We start from the raw sequence: 20917 nt of genomic DNA, 5'->3' as shown, positions 1-20917 counted from the left end.
TGACTTTTTTTATGACTAATCTTCTATTTTCTTTGCTTTTTGCTTCGTTGTTTTTTCTTAAAATGTTTTGTAGTGTTTTGTTTATAATTTCATAATATTTCGTTTAGCTTCTGTTAATACTATCGAAGTAGTTTTGTTGCCATATCACAACCAACAACTAAATGAAAGAAATATTACTTACGACTTGTGCCATTGCGATAGGAACAGGTTTGTATGCTCAAACAACTCAGGCAGGATTTTCCGGAAAAATTACGGACGAGAATAACAAAGGGGTTCATGGAGCTTCAGTAGAGGTTCGTAACGAATCTACGGGTTTTACCACCAAAACATCTACCAATGCCAATGGCGATTTCAATTTCAAGGAGCTTCCATTAGGAGGTCCGTATATCATTAAAGTTACTTATATCGGCTATGGTGAGCAGGTTCGTTCGGGCTTCACACTAAATCAAGGCGATATGATCCGGTTAAATATTCCAATTCAGAATGCTTCAAATGTACTGGAGACGGTCGAGTTAACGGGTGTAAGCACCTTGAAGAATAAAATAGAGAACTTAGGTGCAGCAACCGCGGTAACAGCCCGAGATATTGCAAAACTACCCGTCAATGGACGTAATTTTACTTCCTTGATGGATCTATCTCCGTTGAGCAAGGGCGATAATATTGGTGGTCAGCTCGGGTCTTCTACCAATTTTACCATTGATGGTATGAACGCAAAAAATCCAACTTCTGCGGGTTCGACAACAAGCCGGAGTGGTGCTCCTTTTTCGATTTCTATCGAAGCAGTCCGAGAGTTTAAAGTCGTGACCAACCAATATGATGTAACCTATGGCAGGGCCGGGGGTGGAACAGTCAGTGCAGTGACGAAACAAGGTACAAATAAAACTCAGGGCAGTGCCTGGTTATATTCGCGAGCAGATTGGTTGTCCAGCCCATACGATATTCGGGGAAACAAACGAAGCAACGATTTTTCCACTTATCAATATGGCTTTACTTTGGGTGGTCCCATTATAAAAGACAAACTCCATTATTTTGTTGCTTGGGATCATCAGCAAGACTCCCGTCCCTTGATTATTGCTGATATCAACTCTGAAGCCGATGAAAAAAGATTTAATGTTACAAACGCGACATTGGATGAATTTGTCAATATCGGGCGGAAAAAGTACGGATTAGGGAACGAACGCCAATATGGTGCTTTTGACAAGAAAAGAGGCTCTGATGCTATTTTTGGGCGGATTGACTGGCAAATCAATGACAAAAACTTATTGACAATCCGTAATAACTTTACAAGTGACAACAATAAGCTTGGGCTACAAGACAACAAGCCAATTACTTTATATGAATCTTACGGAAATGACAAGAATATTGACAATAGCCTATTGGCTACTTTACGTACCACCATTTCCCCTAAGGTAACCAATGAGCTAAAAGTACAACATCTCTATACCTATCAGAAAAGTAGTCCGGGAGACCTTTTACCCGGTCAGAATATTCCACGTGCAATTGTAGAAGATGCGGTCTCCAAAGTTGCCGGGGAAGATAAAAAGACCACATTGCAATTGGGCGGGCATCGTTTTGCGCAAGAATCTTTTAAAAATAATGTATTTCAGCTTGTCGATAATATCTATTACAGTACCGATAATATCAATTACACCTTTGGTGTGGATCTGATGTATACCCACGCAAATTCCATTTACGGAAGTGAGGTTAATGGTCGCTTCCACTTTAGACCAAGTGATGGAAAAACGGCTATGCAGAACTTTGACGACATGAAGCCATATGCTTACTATCGTGAAGTTCCTTTGATGAGTGATCCGGCAGTGGTCGGTAAGATATTCAATGCTGGTGTGTATGGACAATTGCAAACCAAGCTAGCACAGGGATTGGACCTGGTCGCCGGTTTGCGATTGGATTACGGACATTATCCTACCTCTCCTCTGAATGAAGAATTGCTAAGAGAAGTCGGTGTCCGTACGGATCATAAACTCAAGTCTTTTGTGGTGCAACCGCGTTTCCAAATGACCTGGGATGTGAACGAAGAAAGAAAGGATTTCTTTCGAGTGGGTGGAGGCATATTTGCCTCGGATATCAATAATTACATGACGATCAATAACCTTACTTTTGATGGGAAGCATTTTGCTACTGTTGATGTTCGCGGTGCGGATGTACCTACACCAAATTTTGTCGACTACAGAAAGGATCCATCATCCACACCTGCTTTAGCCCAGTTTCAGGTCCCGACCATCAACACTTATGGTCCCGACGCCAAAATCCCGGTCGTGTATAAAGCAAATTTATCTTATACGCACTTTTTCACAGAAAAGTTGAAGGCAAGCCTTTCTGGGTATATGAATTTGGGACGTAATAATTATATGTATGTAGATCGTAATATGGTGAAAGATCCTTTCTTTAGGCTAGCAAATGAAGATAATAGAGGTGTATTCGTTCCTGCGGCATCCATCGTCGATGGAGCTCCGGATTGGAAAAAAGGAAGGATTTCAGATAAGTTTGGTCGGGTTTTGGAATTGAATTCTGAGGGCAAAGTCAACCAATTTGCCGTCGTATTTGATGCAAGTTATCAGTATTATAAGGATGGAACGATCTCGGTTAGTTATACCTGGAACGATGCGAAAGACAATACTTCCTTCAACGGGAATGTGGCCAATACGGCTACTTTATCCCTAGCTGTGAAGGATGATCCTCGCGATTTGAGCAAGATGAGCTATTCGAACAATCAATTCCGTAATAAGATTGTTATTTACGGAACTTTGCCAACATTTTATGGGGTTAGTATCGGCGTTCGCTACTCAGGGATCGGCGGGACACGGTATAGTTTACTCGCAGGCGGTAATATCAATGGAGACTTTGTCGCCGGAGACAATGATCTGGCCTTTATCTTTGACCCGAATAATCCGAATACTTCAAAACAGCTGGTCACCGGGTTGAATAATCTGTTGAATAATCCAGAAGCGAGTCAGAGTCTTAAAGATTATATCAAGAAATATCAGGGTAAAATAGCGGAACGTAATGGTGGGGTGAATGGTTTCTATGGTTTAATAGATCTGCGGATTGCCAAAAAATTCAATCTATATAAAAATCATGCGTTGGAAATATCAGGAGACCTTTTCAACGTTGCCAACTTGTTTAAGAAAACTTGGGGCATAAATGAGTCTCTAGGCAATCAAAATCTGTATGCCTTAGGCGGGAAAGATGCTGCTGGGGAAAAGCTGATCCCTTTTGATGTTGCCAAACAGCAGTTTAATTACAATGTAAATAATTCAGGTATCGTTACCCCCTCTGGCAACCCATACCAATTCCAGCTGGGATTACGTTATTCTTTCTAAACGTTTTAAAAAAGCGGGACATGGCTATCTAATTAGATCGACATGTCCTTTTTGAAATTGAATCAAAAAAATAACAATAAAGGGGCAACATGTCTAATGTAATATCAGATTCAGAAATAAGAAAGATCAACAAATTAGTAAAAAAAGAGCTTCAATAGCTGTATTGACCTGATGGAATTTGAGTTTCAAAAAGTGATGAATGCCTTAAGCATTCATCACTTTTTCTTTTGGAAGGAATACCTCAGCCATCATATGACGGACACTACCTCCGCCACAGGTTTCAATAACATGTAAATCCTGATGGATGATTTTTCCATGTTTTTCCAATTGTGCCGTTTGATAAAGGGTCAAGGAGGATAATGCTTTATCGCTTAATACTATAAAGCGGTTTCCATATTTATTTCTTACCTGAAGACAGTTTGCAGCAAAATTTTCCAGTTGGTTCTCATTGATCTCGATGATTTCTTTTCCGGTTTCTTTTAATTTCTTTAACAACCCTTCCCGTTCGGATTGATTATCAATCGCAGCTGGACATAAGATTGCAAAATCTTCTCCCACGGCCAATACTACATTGGTATGATAGATAGGTCTGCGTTCGCCATTGACCGTCTGAAATGCATGAAAGACGATAGGAGTATAATTTTCCGTTTTGCAGTATTCGTCCAACATGGTGCGGTCCGCGCGTTCCGACAGTGCGCAATAAGCAATACGGTGTGTGCGATCCAGTACGAGGGCCCCGGTCCCCTCTAGATATTGTCTGTTATTTTCGGCCTCGCTTAAGTCTTTAATCAACTTTACGTAGTAACCATTTTGTTTCAATGGGCCTTCAAAGTCCAATAAATGCTCTTTTCGACGGTTGGGGGCAAACATCGGATAAAAGATAATTTTTCCGTCCTGATGGAAAGAGACAATATTGTTCGGAAATATACTGTCTGGACTTTCTGATTTTTCATCATCTTGAATGACCGTCACTAGAATGCCGTGTGATTTCAATTCATTGACAAGGGCATCAAATTCACTTTGTGCCTCCCTATTTACATCTTCACCGCTTAAGTTTTCAATGTCCTTTTGGAAAAAATTATTGACTGCGGTCTGCTCATTTTTGCGGAAGACAGAGGGCCTTACTAGGAGTACACTGTCTGTTACCTGTTTTCTCATGATTTATAATCGTTACTTCGCTGGTTTATATTTGTTAAAAAGAATGATATTCTTGGTTTGTACGAGTCCCATTGCAGTAAAAGCCTGATTTCTCTTTTCGATTTTTCAGCAATGCTGCGATATGTGTGAAATCCCTTTGAATCATTGACCAGTATCAGAAATCACTTTACAATTGGTACTTATACTAATGTATTGAAAAATCAGCGCCATTGCAAAAAGAATATCTTCAAAAAGAAAAAATGATGGTTTAAAAATAACAGCATAATCTTTCGTTTTTTGTTATTCTGTTAAGTTATCTTTGATTTGGTTGGTATATTTTCAACATGAACTTTGGTTGTTTGTTTTTATTTGAATTTTAATACATATAGGACAATCGATTGCACATCTACCCGTTGTTAAAACTGACTTTTTATACACTTTTTTGCTTCGTTTTCAGTCATTTATTTTGCTATCTTTGCTCATCCAAAAAACGACTGTTTATAAGAGAGTTAATTACCTAATTATTATGTCGCTAACTGTCTATAAGCGTTAACTTTTTGCACACATGAGCAATATACACTTCCAAGAAAAATTCGAAAGTCGCCACAATGGCCCAAGTCCAGTTGAAGCGAATGAAATGTTGGCCAAATTGGGCGTATCGTCAATTGACCAGCTAATTGACCAAACGGTCCCTTCTCAAATCCGCGCTCCAAAACCTTTAAATCTTCCAAAAGCATTGTCTGAGGTTGCCTATTTAAAGCGGATAGCGGAAATCGCAGAGAAAAATAAAGTTTTTAAATCTTTTATTGGTCAAGGATACTATGACGTGATCCTTCCGGGTGTAATTCAACGTAATGTGTTTGAAAATCCGGGATGGTATACGCAATATACTCCTTACCAGGCGGAAATTGCACAAGGTCGTTTACAGGCACTGTTAAACTTCCAGACCGTTATTTCTGATTTTACTGGATTGGAAATTGCAAACGCTTCATTATTGGATGAAGCCACAGCTGCAGCTGAAGCTATGTTTATGCTTTACTCAGCGCGTAAAAACAAAGAAGCAAGCATATTCTTGGTTTCTGAAAATGCGTATCCACAGACGATTGATGTATTGAAAACGCGTGCGTTATCTTTTGGTATCGAGCTAAAAATCACAGCTATTCAAGAATCGGAATTGACAGACGACGTTTTTGCTGTATTTGTACAATATCCGGCGGCAGACGGTTCAATCGTTGATTACAGATCATTTGCTGAGGCTGCACATGGTAAAAACATTACGGTATGTGCTGCTGCGGATCTAATGAGCTTAGCGCTATTGACTCCTCCGGGAGAATGGGGGGCAGATGTTGTTGTCGGTAACTCACAACGTTTTGGTGTGCCGATGGGATTCGGAGGTCCGCATGCGGCATTCTTCGCTACACGTGATAGCTTCAAACGTAATATTCCCGGACGTATCATTGGTGTAACTTCTGATTCGAATGGAAAGTATGCCTTACGTATGGCTTTACAAACACGTGAGCAACATATCCGTCGTGATAAAGCTTCTTCCAATATCTGTACGGCGCAAGCTCTATTGGCTATTATGGCCTCTTTCTACGCTGTTTATCATGGTCCAGAAGGAATTAAAAATATTGCATCCCGTATTAATGCTTTAGCAAATTTATTGGATCAAGCGTTACAATCATTGGGTTATGCCCAATTGAATAAAGCTTACTTTGATACCCTGCGTGTGGATTTAGGCGCACATGCGGGCGCGTTAAAATCTGAAGCGTTGAATAATGAGTTGAACTTCTACTACAAAGGTTCACAAGTTTCTGTCGCTATCGATGAAACAACAACATATGAGGATATCAAAACAATCGTAAAAGTGTTTGCAAAAATTCAGGGCAAAACATTGAATGATGTAGATTTCGATACCTTAGAAGAAAACTTAGGTTCTTCGATCCCTGCTGAATTGGTTCGTACCTCAGCGTACTTAACTCATCCAAATTTTAATAGCTACCATTCTGAACACGAAATGTTACGCTATATTAAGTCATTGGAAGCAAAAGATTTATCGCTTTGCCATTCGATGATCCCATTGGGTTCCTGTACAATGAAATTAAATGCCACAGCTGAGATGACCCCTGTTACCTGGGCGCGATTTGGAGGATTACATCCATTTGCTCCAGCAGACCAAACTTCAGGTTATATGCAGATGATCGGTGAATTGAACGATTGGTTGTCTGAGATCACAGGTTTTGCTAAGATGAGCTTCCAACCTAATTCAGGGGCGCAAGGTGAATATGCGGGGTTAATGGTTATCCGTGCTTATCATGAGAGCCGTGGCGATCACGGACGTAATATCTGTCTGATTCCAGCTTCTGCACATGGTACTAACCCTGCGTCGGCTTCAATGGCTGGCTTGAAAGTGGTAGTAGTGAAATGTGACGAACTTGGAAACATTGATATCCCAGATTTAAGAGCAAAAGCAGAAGAGCATGCTGCTCACCTGAACTCTTTAATGGTGACTTATCCATCTACACATGGTGTGTTTGAGGAATCTATCATTGAAGTTTGTGAAATCATCCACGCTAATGGCGGTCAGGTATATATGGACGGAGCAAATATGAACGCACAGGTAGGTTTGACTAGTCCGGGCCATATTGGTGCTGACGTTTGTCACCTGAACTTGCATAAAACATTCTGTATTCCTCATGGTGGTGGTGGCCCGGGTATGGGACCGATCGGTGTTGCTAAGCACTTGGTTCCTTTCTTGCCAAACCATCAGGTGGTTTCTACTTCAGGAGAAGAAGGCATTACTGCTGTTTCTGCTGCACCATTTGGATCTGCATCAATCTTGATTATTTCCCATGCCTATATTTCCATGATGGGTGGTGAAGGCTTGACCAACGCTACACGGACGGCAATATTAAACGCAAACTATATTAAGGCGCGTTTGGAAAATGCTTATCCAGTACTTTATTCTGGTAGCAATGGCCGTTGTGCACATGAGATGATCCTTGATTGCCGTGGTTTCAAAAATGTAGGTATCGAAGTTGCTGATATCGCGAAACGATTGATGGACTACGGTTTCCATGCACCAACAGTCTCTTTCCCTGTTGCTGGTACATTGATGGTCGAGCCGACGGAGTCTGAATCAAAAGCTGAATTGGATCGTTTCTGTGATGCATTAGTTGCTATTCGTCAGGAAATTGCTGCAGTTGAGGCTGGAGAAGCTGAACAGGCAAATAACGTATTGAAACACGCTCCGCATACAGCGGCAGTGGTTACCGCAGATGAGTGGGATAGACCTTACAGTCGCCAAACGGCCGCTTATCCTTTGGAATATGTGAGAGAGCGTAAGTTCTGGCCTTCAGTAGGTCGTGTAAACGATTCTCAGGGAGACCGTACATTGATCTGCTCATGTCCTTCGATCGAAGAATATGCTGAGGCCTAACAAGTCTTAAAAAATATAGTAATAATGCCTCCCGCTAACGGTGGCTTTTATGAGCACACAAATAAGTTCTATGTATCGCAGAAAGTCCGGACATCCCGTCCGGACTTTTTTAATGATCAGATTATGTTAGAAACAAACCGACCATGAATAAGGAATGATTTCGTGAAAAGTATTACAGGATCGGAAAGTTATTGTATCAATTTAAGCTACAATCCTCCTGATATGGTATTTTGGAAGTATATTTGTGTTGAAACATTTCGATATGAAGATAACATTAATATTCAATCTTTTTATTGCTGCGGCATTGATTACATCTTGTGCGGGCAATAAATATGCGAAGACCGAGAAAGTATATAAGAATCAAGCGAAGGAGTTTTCTAATTTATATCGCGCCTCTCCCGTAACCGGGCAGCTGGATAAAGTAAATGTCAAAGATCAGCAGTGGATTGCCTCCATCAATTTTGGTATCCGGAAGCCTAATTTTGTGGTTATCCATCACACGGCTCAGGATTCTCTGGGACAGACCATTCGTACCTTTCATTCCGCAAAAGCAGGTGTAAGTTCACATTATGTGGTCGGTAGGGACGGCAAGGTTGTGCAGATGGTGAATGATCTGTACCGTGCGCATCATGCGGGTCTGGGTAAATGGGGAAATGATACCGACCTGAATTCTTCGTCCATAGGTATTGAACTGGATAATAATGGGACAACAGATCCCTGGACGGATGCTCAGATAAATGCGTTGACACAACTATTGACTTATCTAAAGAATACTTATAAGATTCCGCAGGCAAATTTCATCGGTCACATGGATCTTGCGCCTACACGTAAAAATGATCCGTCACGATTCCCTTGGAAAAAGCTGGCTGATCAGGGATTTGGCTATTGGTATGAAGAATTTTTGGAAACACCTCCTGTTGACTTTAACCCCAAAATGGCGTTACGCATTATTGGCTATGATGTCAGTAATCTGGATGCGGCAATAAAGGCATTTAAGATTCACTATATCCAACAGGATGTGAATACAGCATTTTTGGGTGAAAACGATTTAAAGATTATGTATTCCATCTATAAGAAATATCTATAGGGATTTCCTCAGCATTATAAAAGTGAATTTACAGGGGCTGCAACTCTTAGGGCTGGTATTATAGTACTGCTGATGGAGTATGGGTATTATCTTACTTCTTGTATTTGTCTAAATAGGTTTCAAATACACGTTGATAGATTAGCTTGAACCAAGGTGTAAATTTCTCCGGAAAGTGCGTGATTTTATCTTCGATCTCTTGTTGACTCATATACTGTACAGCGGCGACTTCTGCCGGATTAAAATCAGGGGCTCCACTGAATTTTCCAATCAGGATATGATCAAATTCATGTTCGGTAAGGCCATTGTCAAATTGGGCGCTGTATACAAATGAAAAGGCATCATATAGCGCTGTTGCCTCAATCTGGAGCTCTTCTGTCAGGCGTCTTGTTGCAGCGTCCATATTGCTCTCTCCGAGGCGTTGGTGCGAACAGCAGCTGTTTGTCCAAAGCCCGCCACAATGGTATTTATCCAAAGCCCTTTGCTGCAAGAGTAATTGATCCCGATCATTAAATAAAAAGACACTAAATGCACGATGCAACAAGCCCTTTTCATGGGCTTCGTATTTTTCCATAAGACCAATGAAAGTATCGTTAGCATCGACTAATATAACATTTTCTTGCTTCATGAAGACTGGAAATAAATATAGTCCAATTTAACTAAATTGGACTATATAATAAATTAAATTTTAACGAAGCGTATATTATACGGTTTTTACAAATTTCTCGTCGTAATTTTCAATATCTATAATGTATCCGTTCTTGATCAGGAATTCGAAGAGAGGTTGTGCCTCTTCCGAAACCGGCATATTCTGTGTGGTGATGATTTTGTTTTCCTTTTTCAATAGATAAGGATAAGCATAAAGCTTTACATTCTTGTTGAACATACCGGATATGTACGATAATAGTTCATTGGTATAGAGTTCTTTATTGTAGTTGTCCGAATTGAAAATGTTCTTTAAGTTATAAACGTTTGTCGCAATTCCGATATTCTTGGGTTTAAAGTTGCTTATAAACTCAGCGAGATGATTATTTCTACGGAAGTTGCTAACGATAATATTATTGCCTGTGGCACATAGCTCATCTGCTCTTGATGCGAATTCTTGTAGATCTTCATCTGTAATTTCATGCGTATCCTCTAAGACATTCCCCATCAAAACCTCGATCAAAACAATAGTATCTTGATCAGTAGCGCCTGTATTTTTCTTAAACTGCTCGACGGCAAGGTTAAATAAGTCAAAGTTAGGAAGTGATTTCTGACGGTATTTTGTGCGAAGTAAGATGATATTCTTTTTATATAAATAATCCTTGATCTGTACTGCTTTACCGTCCGGCTGGAAAATAGCTGCTTTTGCGAACCCTTTGGCAATAAGATATAAGTTGATCAGGCGTTGGTTGACATTTTCGAACAAAGGACCGTTTAATTTAACCAGATCAATTTCGACAGATCCTATCGACAAATTATCAACCAGGGATTCAATCATTGTCTGTACATTTTCTGCGTAGTAATATGCGGCAAACAACAGGTTTACACCAATAATACCCAATACTTTCTGTTGCAGCTGGTTGTCACTGTCCAAGAGTCTGACATGGACGATAATGTCATTTGTGGGGCCACCGACCTCGTTTTGAAACCGAAGACCGATCCAGCCGTGAGGCTCATTGGTTTTGGTAAAATTCAACGTGGTAACCGTGTCCGCAAAGGCAAAGAATTTTTTGTTGCAATACTTGTCGCCATGTAACCGTTGCGTCAGCAAGTTAAATTCATGGGAGAGCATCTTCTGTAAACGGGTTCTGCTGACGTATCTGCCGTCTTCTTCTTCACCATATATGGCGTCACTGAATGCCATGTCATAAGCTGACATCGTTTTCGCGATTGTGCCTGATGCAGCTCCTGCATTGAAAAAGTTACGTGCGACTTCCTGTCCAGCACCGATCTCGGCGAAGGTTCCGTAAATCTCTGGGTTTAGATTTATTTTCAGGGCCTTTCGCTTAGTTTCAAAAATTTCTCTTGCCATGGCACAAAGGTACAAAAATCAAAAGTCTAGTGAAAATTAAAGTATGAAAGGAAAAAACAGAATAAAATTAGGCTTGTTTTAAAACAAGCCTAATTTATTAAAAGCATAGAATAATGCACTGCTATGCAGAGCTTGGCTAAATTTGTTTTCCAACAGCATGGTTTTTGCTTCCTTAAGCGGTATTAGGATAACGTCAATCTCTTCGTGTTCATCCAGTTCCTGTTCCTGAACTTTCTGTCCTCCTGTCATGAGATAAGTATAAGTAATATTACCACTTGTTGCCGGATTGGCATAGAGCGTAGCGATCTCTTCAATTTTTTCAAACTGATATCCTGTTTCTTCGAGCATTTCCCGTACTGCGGCATCTTGGGGATTTTCACCCGGCTCCGTTGTACCAGCTGGAATTTCCAAGGAAAGGACCCCTGCTCCGTGACGATATTGCCTGATGACCAATAACTCGTTTTGCGCTGTAATCCCGACCATGTTGACCCAATCTGGATATTCCAGTACATAATAATGGTCATTAATGCGTCCATCGGGCAGTTGGCATGTATCCCGGCGTAAAGTCGCCCAGGGTTCTTTGCAGATATATTCAGATGATAGTAGTTTCCACTTTTCCATTTAACCAACAATATCTTTCATCATGCGGTCCACTTTTTCTTCCAACGTATGTTGAAGATTTAGATAGTCCTTTTTGTCCTGAAGTATTCCCTTGACTGAGCAATAAAATTTGATTTTCGGTTCCGTACCGGAAGGTCTTGCCGAAATCACGTCACCATCCGTCGTGATAAATTGCAATACGTCCGACTTTGGAAGTGTAATCTCTTTCTTACTTCCTGTCTTCATATCAGTAGTTTGGGAAAGTTGATAGTCCCGAATTTCCTTAACTTCGATTCCGCCGAGTTTCGTTGGTAAATTTTGACGTAACCCGGCCATCATAGCCTGAATTTCCTCAGCTCCGGCTTTTCCTTTTTTCGTTAAGGAAATCAGTTTCTCCTGATAGCAGCCAAATTCTTGATAGATCTCCAATAGAACCTCATAGACAGTCTTGCCTTTTGATTTAAAATATGCCGTCATTTCAGCTAAGAAAGCGCATGAATTGGGCGCATCCTTATCTCTGACAAGATCACCGACGAGGTAGCCATAACTTTCCTCTCCACCGGCTAGATATTGAGCCGAATCTCCTAATTTTGTTATCAGTTCCCCTATATATTTAAAGCCAGTGAGGGTTTCATAGTGCGACACATGATAATGATTAGCAATATCAGCCTGAAGGTTGCTGGTTACAATTGTTTTAACGATGTAAGGGTTATGTCCCAATTGTTTTAGATCACTCTTTGCACTTAAGACATAATAGATCAGCAGGCTGCCGATCTGATTGCCATTGAGTAACTGAAATTGGCCGAGGTTGTTTTTAACGGCGATTCCGACACGGTCCGCATCGGGGTCAGTTGCCAAAACGAGATCCGCGTCAATCTCTTCACCTTTTTTCTTCGCCAAGGCCATTGCATCTTCCTCCTCCGGATTTGGATAGATGACCGTTGGGAAATTTCCATCCGGTGTTGCCTGTTCAGTGACTACCATAACGTTTTCAAAACCCCATGATGCGAGCATTTTTGGTACAATTGTAATTCCTGTACCATGGATCGGAGAGTAAACTATTTTTAAGTCTTTCTGTGCGCGTACAGCTTCCGGATGTATACTCAATGCGATATTGGCATCAATATAAATTTGATCAATTTCTTCTCCGACTGGAATGATATGCTGGGCGTTTCCCTCAAATCGGATGTCTTTAACGGAGGCGATTGCATTGACTTCATCGATCACATTCTCATCATGTGGCGCGGTCAATTGCGAGCCGTCGTTCCAGTAGGCTTTATAACCATTGTATTCCTTCGGATTATGTGAAGCTGTCAACATGACCCCGCTTTGGCAACCAAAATGGCGGATTGCAAAAGATAACATTGGTGTAGGACGTAACTCGTCAAACAGATAAACCGTGATTCCATTTGCAGCAAATACCTGGGCTACAAGGTGACCAAAAGATTGCGAGTTGTTACGGCTATCGTAAGAGACTGCTACCTTTATTTCCTGGTTGGGAAACTGTTTGATTAGGTAGTTTGATAATCCCTGAGTTGCTTTTCCAATCGTGTATTTATTCATGCGATTGGAGCCTACCCCCATAATCCCTCTTAATCCTCCAGTTCCAAACTCGAGATCCTTGTAGAATGAATCAATCAGCTCCGTCTCGGCCTGCTCATCTATTAATTTCTGAACAGCATCTCTTGTTTCCTCATCATAATTTGAGGTTAACCAATCGTCGATTTTCTTTTGTATGTCTTTATCTAAATTTCCCATTATCTTTAAATATGGCTAAATGTAAAAAAATCTTTTAGGCATCGCAACCCGCATATGCACGATCAATGACTGTAATGTACCATTTTTCCCCTTCTTTTGTAACGTGAAAAACAAATGGTTCTTCGCTTTCATTGGAGGTCATTATCGCGCGGTAACTCCTGACTTCTATATTTCTTAATCGTTGTAATTCGTTACCCGTAATTTTTGCGTCTAAAATCTCATTCATAAACTTGGCTGTTTGTGACAGTTCATTCGGGCGGGATTTCTTGTCATAAAAAAAACCGAGCTTATCCCATTTCATTGTGCCGCAGTCAAAAACGGGAAGTTTTCCAGTTTTTAAAGGTCCTTTGTAACTCAGTTTTTCATACGAATGATACTCTGGCACCGGTTTGGAAAAGTTGAAATTATTTTGATGTACATACGAATCCAATGCCCCGGGACGATAGATGATATAGATCCCTAATTTGGGATGTATATAACTATTGATTGTTTTGCTGTCTTGATCGGTATACGCTTTGGCTATTTTTTCCAAAACTTGTTCTAATGTTTCTGTATCCTCTTTTTTGACTTCCTTTTCGAGTGTGTCGGGTTTGCTTATCGTATCTAAGGGGATAGAATCTTGGGCAATTTTTACGGCCTTGTCTTCCTTTTTATTGTTTCTACAGGAGAATATACCTATCGAGATACAGATCAGAACAAAGAAAAAGAGATTTCTCATGTTGTTTTTATTTATTTAGTACTATTTTTTGAAGTCAAGTTATCTATGATCGACTTTAATATTGACCTTGTTGATGGCAGCCACCATTGCACAAGGATTTCCTGAATAGTTTCTTCTCTATTCTCGCGCAATTTAAGAATTATTTCTTTTCTGAAGTTCAGTTTGGAGGTCTGCCAGGTCTTTTGATTAAACTGTGTGATCTGTTTTATTTTCTTTGCTGCGGTATTAAAAAGCATGTTTGCCGGAACGACATCATCTACCAAACCTTGCGATTTTGCCTCATCTGGAGTTAAGAGTTTTCCCTCAAGCAGATTTTGATACGCGTTGTGTCTTCCAATCCAGAAAGCATACAGTTGAAAGATACTTTCCGGTACAATGAGCCCCACCGGTATTTCATTGAGCCCGATGACGAAATTACCCTCGGCCATGATCCTATAGTCGCAGCATAGGGCAAATACGCAGCCTCCGGCAGGACTATGACCGGATATGGCCGCTGCGATTGGTTTTGGAAATGATGCCAAGAGCGAGGTTGCCTCCAAAAAAAGATTCCAAAATTCCCTGATTTGATCCTCATTATAGCCAAATAAGGTGATGAGATCAAGCCCCGCACTGAAAAAGTTCTCCTTACCAATAAGAATCACACCGTGAACGGCGTCGTTTTCCCGATTTATCTCCAACGTCTCTATTAGCTCTTTCAGTAATAGCGTATCTATGGCGTTTGACTTTCCTCGATCCAGAAAAATGCTTAAAATATGGTCTTCTACTTGGGTTTTGATATGCTCCATAATGAGTTTATTTAAATGTATAACGGTTTGTTCGGCTTGCTATTGTGGCTTTACTTCCATTAAATATTCCAGGTGTGCAATTTTTCCCTCCATGTCAATTCCTTCAATCGTGATTTTATAGGTTCCGGGTTCATCCGAAGTATAGAAATCAAATTTGGCTTCTCCGTTTTTAGTTGTTACCAGATTTGGTTCCCAGGCGATTGTTGTTCTCAGATCACGATTAAGCTCTTGTTTCTGTGTGCTATTATATTGTGGCTTGTAAAAGTTGCGATTCACATGCAGACCTTTGGGTAAAATGGTTATTATTCCTGTTGGCGTATAGGCGGATAACATCGCATCGCCAGATTTACTGGTGATAACCAATACACCGTTGCCGCCGTACATTCCATAAATAGCGGTGTTTCCAGCGCTTCTCAGCACTTCGATGCTCGCGATATCCGGGACGTTGATCATACTAATCTGGTCAGGCTCAATATACATGCCGTCTAGCACTACCTGCATGGGGCTGCCGCCATTTAATCCCACCGATCGGGTACTGTAAGGGACTCCATTTCGGAAAATAACTCCCACTAGTCTCCCCGCAAGGCATTGCTCCAGGGTCGCACAGGTAGACAGATCCTCGGCCGTAAGCACCTGATCAGCATTGCCTGGGCCATTGAGGTTTCTTGAATTTTTATCTGCTTTATTGACTCTGACCCTGTTGACCTGAACTTCTTCCAGTTTGATGCTTTTTTGAATAATACCGGCAGCTTCAAGTTCGGACAGGAATTGCTGATTGTCTTTAAGCTGGTTGATTAGCTTGGTGTTGATGTCATTCAGCACCAGTGGTTTGTCTTTACTTTCTCTGACTGGGGGAGAGGACGCATTGTCAACAAGTATATCGACTCTATTCTTCTCTTTTTGACCATTTCCGGTGACAATAAACTTGATACTATCCGCAAAAAATAGGTTATCAAAAGAAAATCTACCATCACTATCTGTCAGCGTATCTATACTTAGCATCATATTGCTCGTGGGGACTAAAGTAACTTTTGCATTCGGAACTACTGCCTTTCTTCCGGTTTTTTTAACAGTACCCGAGACCGTGAGACCCTTCTCCGGAAGGTACGCATTATTCGTCGTATTAAGGTAATTTTTCCAATCTAGCTTACGCCAGCCCTGGATCAGCATAAGGTTGTCAAGCTCATTGAACTTGATATTGTTGAGATCTTCAAAGTAATAATTTGGACGTTCTATAAAGCCCCTGAGATCGGATTTTAAGAGGAGCTCGGAGACAATTGAAGAATAATATTGCGCTGTAGCAGAATCGACTTTACTGAGGTTGATCACCGAGGCGGAGAGTGCCGCTATTTTTGAGGTATCACTGCTACCTTCCTTAACCGAAAGATTTGCGATTACCTGATCCCGTGTTGTAAATGTTGGCTTGTTCAATTGTAAGGTTATTGGCAACATTGTTTTTGGCGCATTGTAACTAAATACGAGCCTTTCGATGATCGGAACCAGCTGTTCATTCAGTACTGATAATTGGATTACTCCCGAAGAAAGGTCTTGTTTGGGAATGTTGAATAATATTTCCGGCCCGTTTAACTTTTGTTTAACAGCATGTAAAACAAGTCCATTGTATTGTGCAATGAGGTAGACTTCTTTACCTGTTACGAGGTCATCTGTCGCCGATAATTGCGCGGCGATTTTATCTTTTAAACCTGAGTTGACAGTGAGTACATAGCCTGAGGCAGCTACCGGAGGCAGAGGGCTGCTCACCGAATTCCCGTCCGGGAATACCGCCGTGGCAATATATTTTTTTCCTGTGCTTAAAATAAGCGGCATACTGCCCATGCCGAGGTCATTCGTCTCAAATTCGATGATGGGAGCCTGGTTTTCCTCTCCGATTTTGATTTTGGACTTCAGGCCCAGTCCGGCGGGTGTAAGTACTTTAACCCCGGTTTTGCTCAAAATATTGTTTACGAGCTCACCACTTTCAGGGAAAATCTGGATACTGTTCTGTAGGTTGGGATCTGGAATTGTAAAATTCTTTAATACCCGTCTTTTATCTGATGATAAAAATTGTAAGGATAATGTTCCGCCCCTAAAATTATCTTTGAGCTCAAGAGCTATCGTTCCATTTTCATTGGATTTTAAGCGCCCCTTCTTTTCTTTTAGGCCGTCCTGTTGGAGGGTATAGCTCACGCTGCTGTTTATTAGTGGCGCGCCCTGAATTGTCTTTAAGTTGATCTGGAAGAGGTTTTCAGTTCCATTTTGAAGGAGAGTACTTTCAGTAATGACATTGTCTGCCCGACCATTGGTAACCGGTACAATCCGCTCATAGAAGTTGGAGACGGAATCGTTTTCCATCCAGCGGGTGTAAGCTCTGATACGGTATGATCCTTCCACGAGTGTGTCCGATAGGCTCAAATCACCGATGCCAAGGCCCAATGTGAGAGGGATTTTAATGCTTTTGATGATGCTATTTGTCGGCGAGATCAATTCGATATTCGCAATCTTGCTGATATTGCTCAAGTAATTAAATGGCGCCGTGGTACAATATAGTTTGAACCAGATATTTTCACCCGCTGAATAGTCATTTTTGTCCAAGTGTAGATAAATTTTCTCCGTAACATGACTTTCGTGATAGGTCTCCAATTTCTGTATGGTCTGATCAATTTGAGCGGAAGCCAGAAAGGGAAGCAGAAGGCAATTGATTAACAACAATAAGCGAGCATACATATGACTAATGTTTCTTGAAAATTAGAAAATATTTTTCCTTTAATCAACTTATAAATCAAAATATTATCGCATGAAAGAGATCCGGCAATTCCTATTACAGGGATGGGGGCGCTTTTGAGTTGGAAAATAAATATAAAATCCGTTTTTGAATGATCTTATGTCTGAAAATTAGCATAAAAAAAATATCTTTGTGCTATGAATATCCTAATAATCGGTTCAGGAGGTCGTGAATCCGCCTTCGCCTATAAACTATCGAAAAGTCCACGTTTAGATCAATTGTTTATTGCTCCAGGAAACGCTGGTACAGGAGCATATGGACAAAATGTAAATATTAAAGTTACTGATTTTGAAGCTATCGCATCCTTTGTTTTGGAAAATGCGATACAAATGGTGTTGGTGGGACCAGAAGAACCTTTGGTGAAAGGTATTCATGATTATTTTTTGAACCGGACAGATTTAAAAAATATTCCTGTCATAGGCCCACAGCAAGAAGGTGCCCAATTAGAAGGTTCAAAAGATTTTTCGAAACAATTTATGGATCGCCATGGCGTGCCTACCGCCGCTTCTCGTTCTTTTGATGCAGACTCGCTTGCTGAAGGATTGGTTTATCTGGAGAGCCAAAAGTTACCGATTGTGCTTAAGGCTGACGGATTAGCTGCGGGAAAAGGTGTTTTGATCTGTGAAACACTCGAAGAAGCAAAAGCCGAATTGAAAGCAATGATTGCTGACTCTAAATTCGGAGAGGCAAGTCGCGTCGTTGTGGTGGAGGAATTTTTAAAAGGAATTGAACTCTCGGTATTTGTCTTGACGGATGGAAACTCCTATAAGGTACTTCCTTCTGCAAAAGATTACAAACGTATCGGAGAGGGTGATACAGGTCTAAATACAGGCGGAATGGGCTCTATTTCTCCTGTACCTTTTGCTGACGAAACATTTTTGAATAAAGTGGAAGAACGTATCATCAAACCAACTGTAGAGGGGCTGAAGAAAGATGGTATTCCCTATAAAGGTTTTATTTTCATCGGTTTGATGAATGTTGATGGTGAACCCTATGTGATCGAATATAATGTGCGTATGGGAGACCCTGAAACTGAATCCGTATTGCCTCGTATCGAATCTGATCTGTTGGATCTGTTGGAAGGCGTCGCACAGGGGAATTTGGATCAACGCTCTTATACCGTTTCTCCAAAGACCGCGGTTACAGTTATGTTAGTGGCAGGAGGTTATCCAGGAGCGTATGAATCTGGAAAGGAGATCGCGAATATAGAGAATGTTAAGGAGTCGATTGTATTCCAGGCGGGAACGAAGGAACAGGACGGCAAGGTTGTTACTGCCGGCGGACGTGTGATCGCGGTAACCACATTACAGGATTCGCTTTTTGAAGCGCTTCAACAGGCTACTGCTGATGCCGGAAGGATCTATTTTGAAGGAAAGTATTTCCGTCGTGATATCGGTTTTGACCTCATCTAAAAAATATTTAAAATTATTTTTGTATAAATGATTTTAAGGCCTATATTTGCAACTCCAAAAACAACAAAACTTTTGGAGTTGCATAAAAAGGCCCGTTCGTCTAGGGGTTAGGACGCAAGATTTTCATTCTTGAAACAGGGGTTCGATTCCCCTACGGGCTACACATCTAAAAGTCAAAACATACAAAAGCTTGCAAATTAAACATTTGCAGGCTTTTTTGTTTTTCAGTATCTACAAAACTTACACGAATTCCCAATAAAAAAGTGAGTCATTCAGTGAGTCATTTTCGCTCATTTGCTTACTCACTGAAATGGTGATAACATTTTAATAATCAATATGTTTAAAAATCAAACATCTTGATCCGTTTTAGTTGCAAGGCTAATTTTGCATCTGCTTTCATTGTTTTTTCAATGGCGATGCAGAGCCTGTTCCGAAAGTCGGGACAGGGTTTGTTTCACTTAAATGATGTTGTCATGAGTACAAATTATTCCTTGCTCTTCTACTTGAAGAAACCCAAAAATTATGTTACTGGCCCCAAGCCAATCTACATGCGGATTACTACCAGAGGTATGCCAAAAGAAACTTCCACGGGACGTGAATGCGAGCCATCGAAATGGAATTCTAAAGCCAACCGCGCAAAGGGTACAACAGAAACTGTAAAGACCCTGAACAGTTACCTTGATACACTCGTAACTAAAGTAAGTGCGATCCATACTGCTATGGTGGCGGCAGGAGAAGAAATTACAGCGGAGTCCATTAAGTTGCGGTTTCAGGGAAAGGATATCAAACGCAAAAACTTCTTAGATGTATTCAGGGAGCACAACAACCAGATGGAAGCGCTTTTGGGCAATGGGTTTAAGCCCAATACGCTCAAAGGGTATAAAACCTCCTTTTCCCATGTTGGTGGGTACCTGGAAAAAGAATACAGGTCGCAGGATATCAACACAAGAAGGATTGACCATGCTTTCGTCACAGGATACGAGTTTTTTCTGCGTTCCACAATGGGCTGTTCAGCCGTGTCGGCTGCAAAGTACATGAAACACCTGCGCAAGATCATCAAGATCTGTATTGCACACCGCTGGATCACAGATGATCCATTTGCATTCTACAAGATCAAAGCGAAGGCGAAAGAGAAGGAGTTTCTAACAGATGCTGAACTTCGTAGGATAGAAGAAAAGGAATTCAAAATACCACGTCTTGCGCATGTGCGTGATATTTTTGTCTTCTGTTGTTATACAGGTCTATCTTATGCTGATGTAAAGAAATTAAAATGGATAGATATCGCAGAGGGTGTGGACGGGAAACTCTGGATCTTCACGAGCAGAGAGAAGACTGAAACATCATCAAATATTCCTCTATTGCCAAAGGCACTTGAAATTATTGAAAAATATCGTGATTATCCGCCCTGCGTAGCGAAAGATATGGTATTACCTGTTCTTAGTAATCAGAAAATGAACAGCTATATGAAGGAAATTGCCGATTTATGCGAGATTACCAAAGAGCTAACATTTCACAAATCACGCCATACGTTCGCTACCTCTGTTACACTTGCCAATAGCGTACCTATCGAAACTGTTTCCAAGATGCTCGGGCATACCGACATCAAAACTACGCAGCATTATGCGAAACTCTTGGACAATAGAGTTGCTGTGGATATGGACAGACTGGAAAGAAAGATCGAGAATAAACCGGTACCTGCAAATCAGGCTAAAATGGCTGAGCTATGTACTCCACAGGTTTTTACTTTCATAAAAGCAGGCCATAACGGAAGAAATATTGCTTAATCACAAAGTGAAGCGATACATCAGGTATCGCTTCTATAATAAAATAAAAATATGTTATCC

The 20917-nt window shown here is 40.8% G+C and carries 13 protein-coding genes and 1 tRNA gene; 6 read left to right on the top strand and 8 right to left on the bottom strand.

Going from position 1 to position 20917, the window contains the following annotated elements; translation table 11 throughout:
* The first annotated feature begins 161 nt into the window (after positions 1-161).
* Positions 162-3341 (top strand): TonB-dependent receptor, encoded by a 3180-nt coding sequence (locus HMAT_RS20405; RefSeq protein ID WP_104384712.1) that lies wholly within the window; start codon positions 162-164, stop codon positions 3339-3341.
* A 204-nt stretch (positions 3342-3545) separates the two neighbouring features.
* Here the strand turns inward: HMAT_RS20405 and ctlX are convergent, their stop codons facing one another.
* Complete coding sequence (gene ctlX, locus HMAT_RS20400; protein ID WP_104384711.1) at positions 3546-4499, bottom strand: citrulline utilization hydrolase CtlX; 954 nt, start codon at positions 4497-4499, stop codon at positions 3546-3548.
* A gap of 544 nt (positions 4500-5043) precedes the next feature.
* On the opposite strand from ctlX, the gene gcvP reads away from it, so the two are divergent.
* Both gcvP and HMAT_RS20390 read left to right on the top strand, forming a co-directional pair.
* Positions 5044-7917, top strand: coding sequence for an aminomethyl-transferring glycine dehydrogenase (gene gcvP, locus HMAT_RS20395; RefSeq protein WP_104384710.1), 2874 nt, complete (start codon positions 5044-5046; stop codon positions 7915-7917).
* A gap of 262 nt (positions 7918-8179) precedes the next feature.
* Positions 8180-9004 carry an N-acetylmuramoyl-L-alanine amidase gene (locus HMAT_RS20390; protein WP_104384709.1) on the top strand — a complete coding sequence of 275 codons (825 nt, stop codon included), beginning with the start codon at positions 8180-8182 and terminating at the stop codon, positions 9002-9004.
* A 91-nt stretch (positions 9005-9095) separates the two neighbouring features.
* On the opposite strand, the gene idi is transcribed toward HMAT_RS20390, so the two are convergent.
* The 7 genes from idi to HMAT_RS20355 form a co-directional block, all read right to left on the bottom strand.
* The gene (idi, locus tag HMAT_RS20385) at positions 9096-9629 is read right to left on the bottom strand and encodes an isopentenyl-diphosphate Delta-isomerase (RefSeq protein WP_104384708.1); all 534 of its coding nucleotides are present in this window, start codon (positions 9627-9629) and stop codon (positions 9096-9098) included.
* A 75-nt stretch (positions 9630-9704) separates the two neighbouring features.
* Complete coding sequence (locus HMAT_RS20380) at positions 9705-11018, bottom strand: nicotinamide mononucleotide adenylyltransferase (RefSeq protein WP_104384707.1); 1314 nt, start codon at positions 11016-11018, stop codon at positions 9705-9707.
* Positions 11019-11096: 78 nt separating this feature from the next.
* Entirely contained in the window at positions 11097-11639 is a 543-nt protein-coding gene (locus HMAT_RS20375; RefSeq protein ID WP_104384706.1) for an NUDIX hydrolase, read from the bottom strand.
* Complete coding sequence (locus tag HMAT_RS20370; protein WP_104384705.1) at positions 11640-13376, bottom strand: phospho-sugar mutase; 1737 nt, start codon at positions 13374-13376, stop codon at positions 11640-11642.
* A gap of 34 nt (positions 13377-13410) precedes the next feature.
* Positions 13411-14094 (bottom strand): hypothetical protein, encoded by a 684-nt coding sequence (locus HMAT_RS20365; protein ID WP_104384704.1) that lies wholly within the window; start codon positions 14092-14094, stop codon positions 13411-13413.
* Between the two features lie 11 nt (positions 14095-14105).
* The gene (locus tag HMAT_RS20360; protein WP_104384703.1) at positions 14106-14879 is read right to left on the bottom strand and encodes an enoyl-CoA hydratase/isomerase family protein; all 774 of its coding nucleotides are present in this window, start codon (positions 14877-14879) and stop codon (positions 14106-14108) included.
* 39 nt (positions 14880-14918) lie between these two features.
* Positions 14919-17603, bottom strand: coding sequence for a carboxypeptidase-like regulatory domain-containing protein (locus HMAT_RS20355; protein WP_104384702.1), 2685 nt, complete (start codon positions 17601-17603; stop codon positions 14919-14921).
* A gap of 195 nt (positions 17604-17798) precedes the next feature.
* Here HMAT_RS20355 and purD point away from each other — a divergent pair, with 195 nt between their 5' ends.
* The 3 genes from purD to HMAT_RS20340 all read left to right on the top strand — a co-directional run bounded on the left by purD (position 17799) and on the right by HMAT_RS20340 (position 20857).
* Positions 17799-19073 (top strand): phosphoribosylamine--glycine ligase, encoded by a 1275-nt coding sequence (gene purD, locus HMAT_RS20350; protein WP_104384701.1) that lies wholly within the window; start codon positions 17799-17801, stop codon positions 19071-19073.
* 89 nt (positions 19074-19162) lie between these two features.
* Positions 19163-19234 (top strand) — tRNA-Glu (locus HMAT_RS20345).
* A gap of 312 nt (positions 19235-19546) precedes the next feature.
* Positions 19547-20857, top strand: coding sequence for a site-specific integrase (locus tag HMAT_RS20340; protein ID WP_104384841.1), 1311 nt, complete (start codon positions 19547-19549; stop codon positions 20855-20857).
* Positions 20858-20917: the final 60 nt, after the last annotated feature.

This window comes from Sphingobacterium sp. HMA12 (genome assembly GCF_002933815.1).
GTDB lineage: Bacteria > Bacteroidota > Bacteroidia > Sphingobacteriales > Sphingobacteriaceae > Sphingobacterium.
This window is presented reverse-complemented; position numbering and strand designations above follow the sequence as displayed.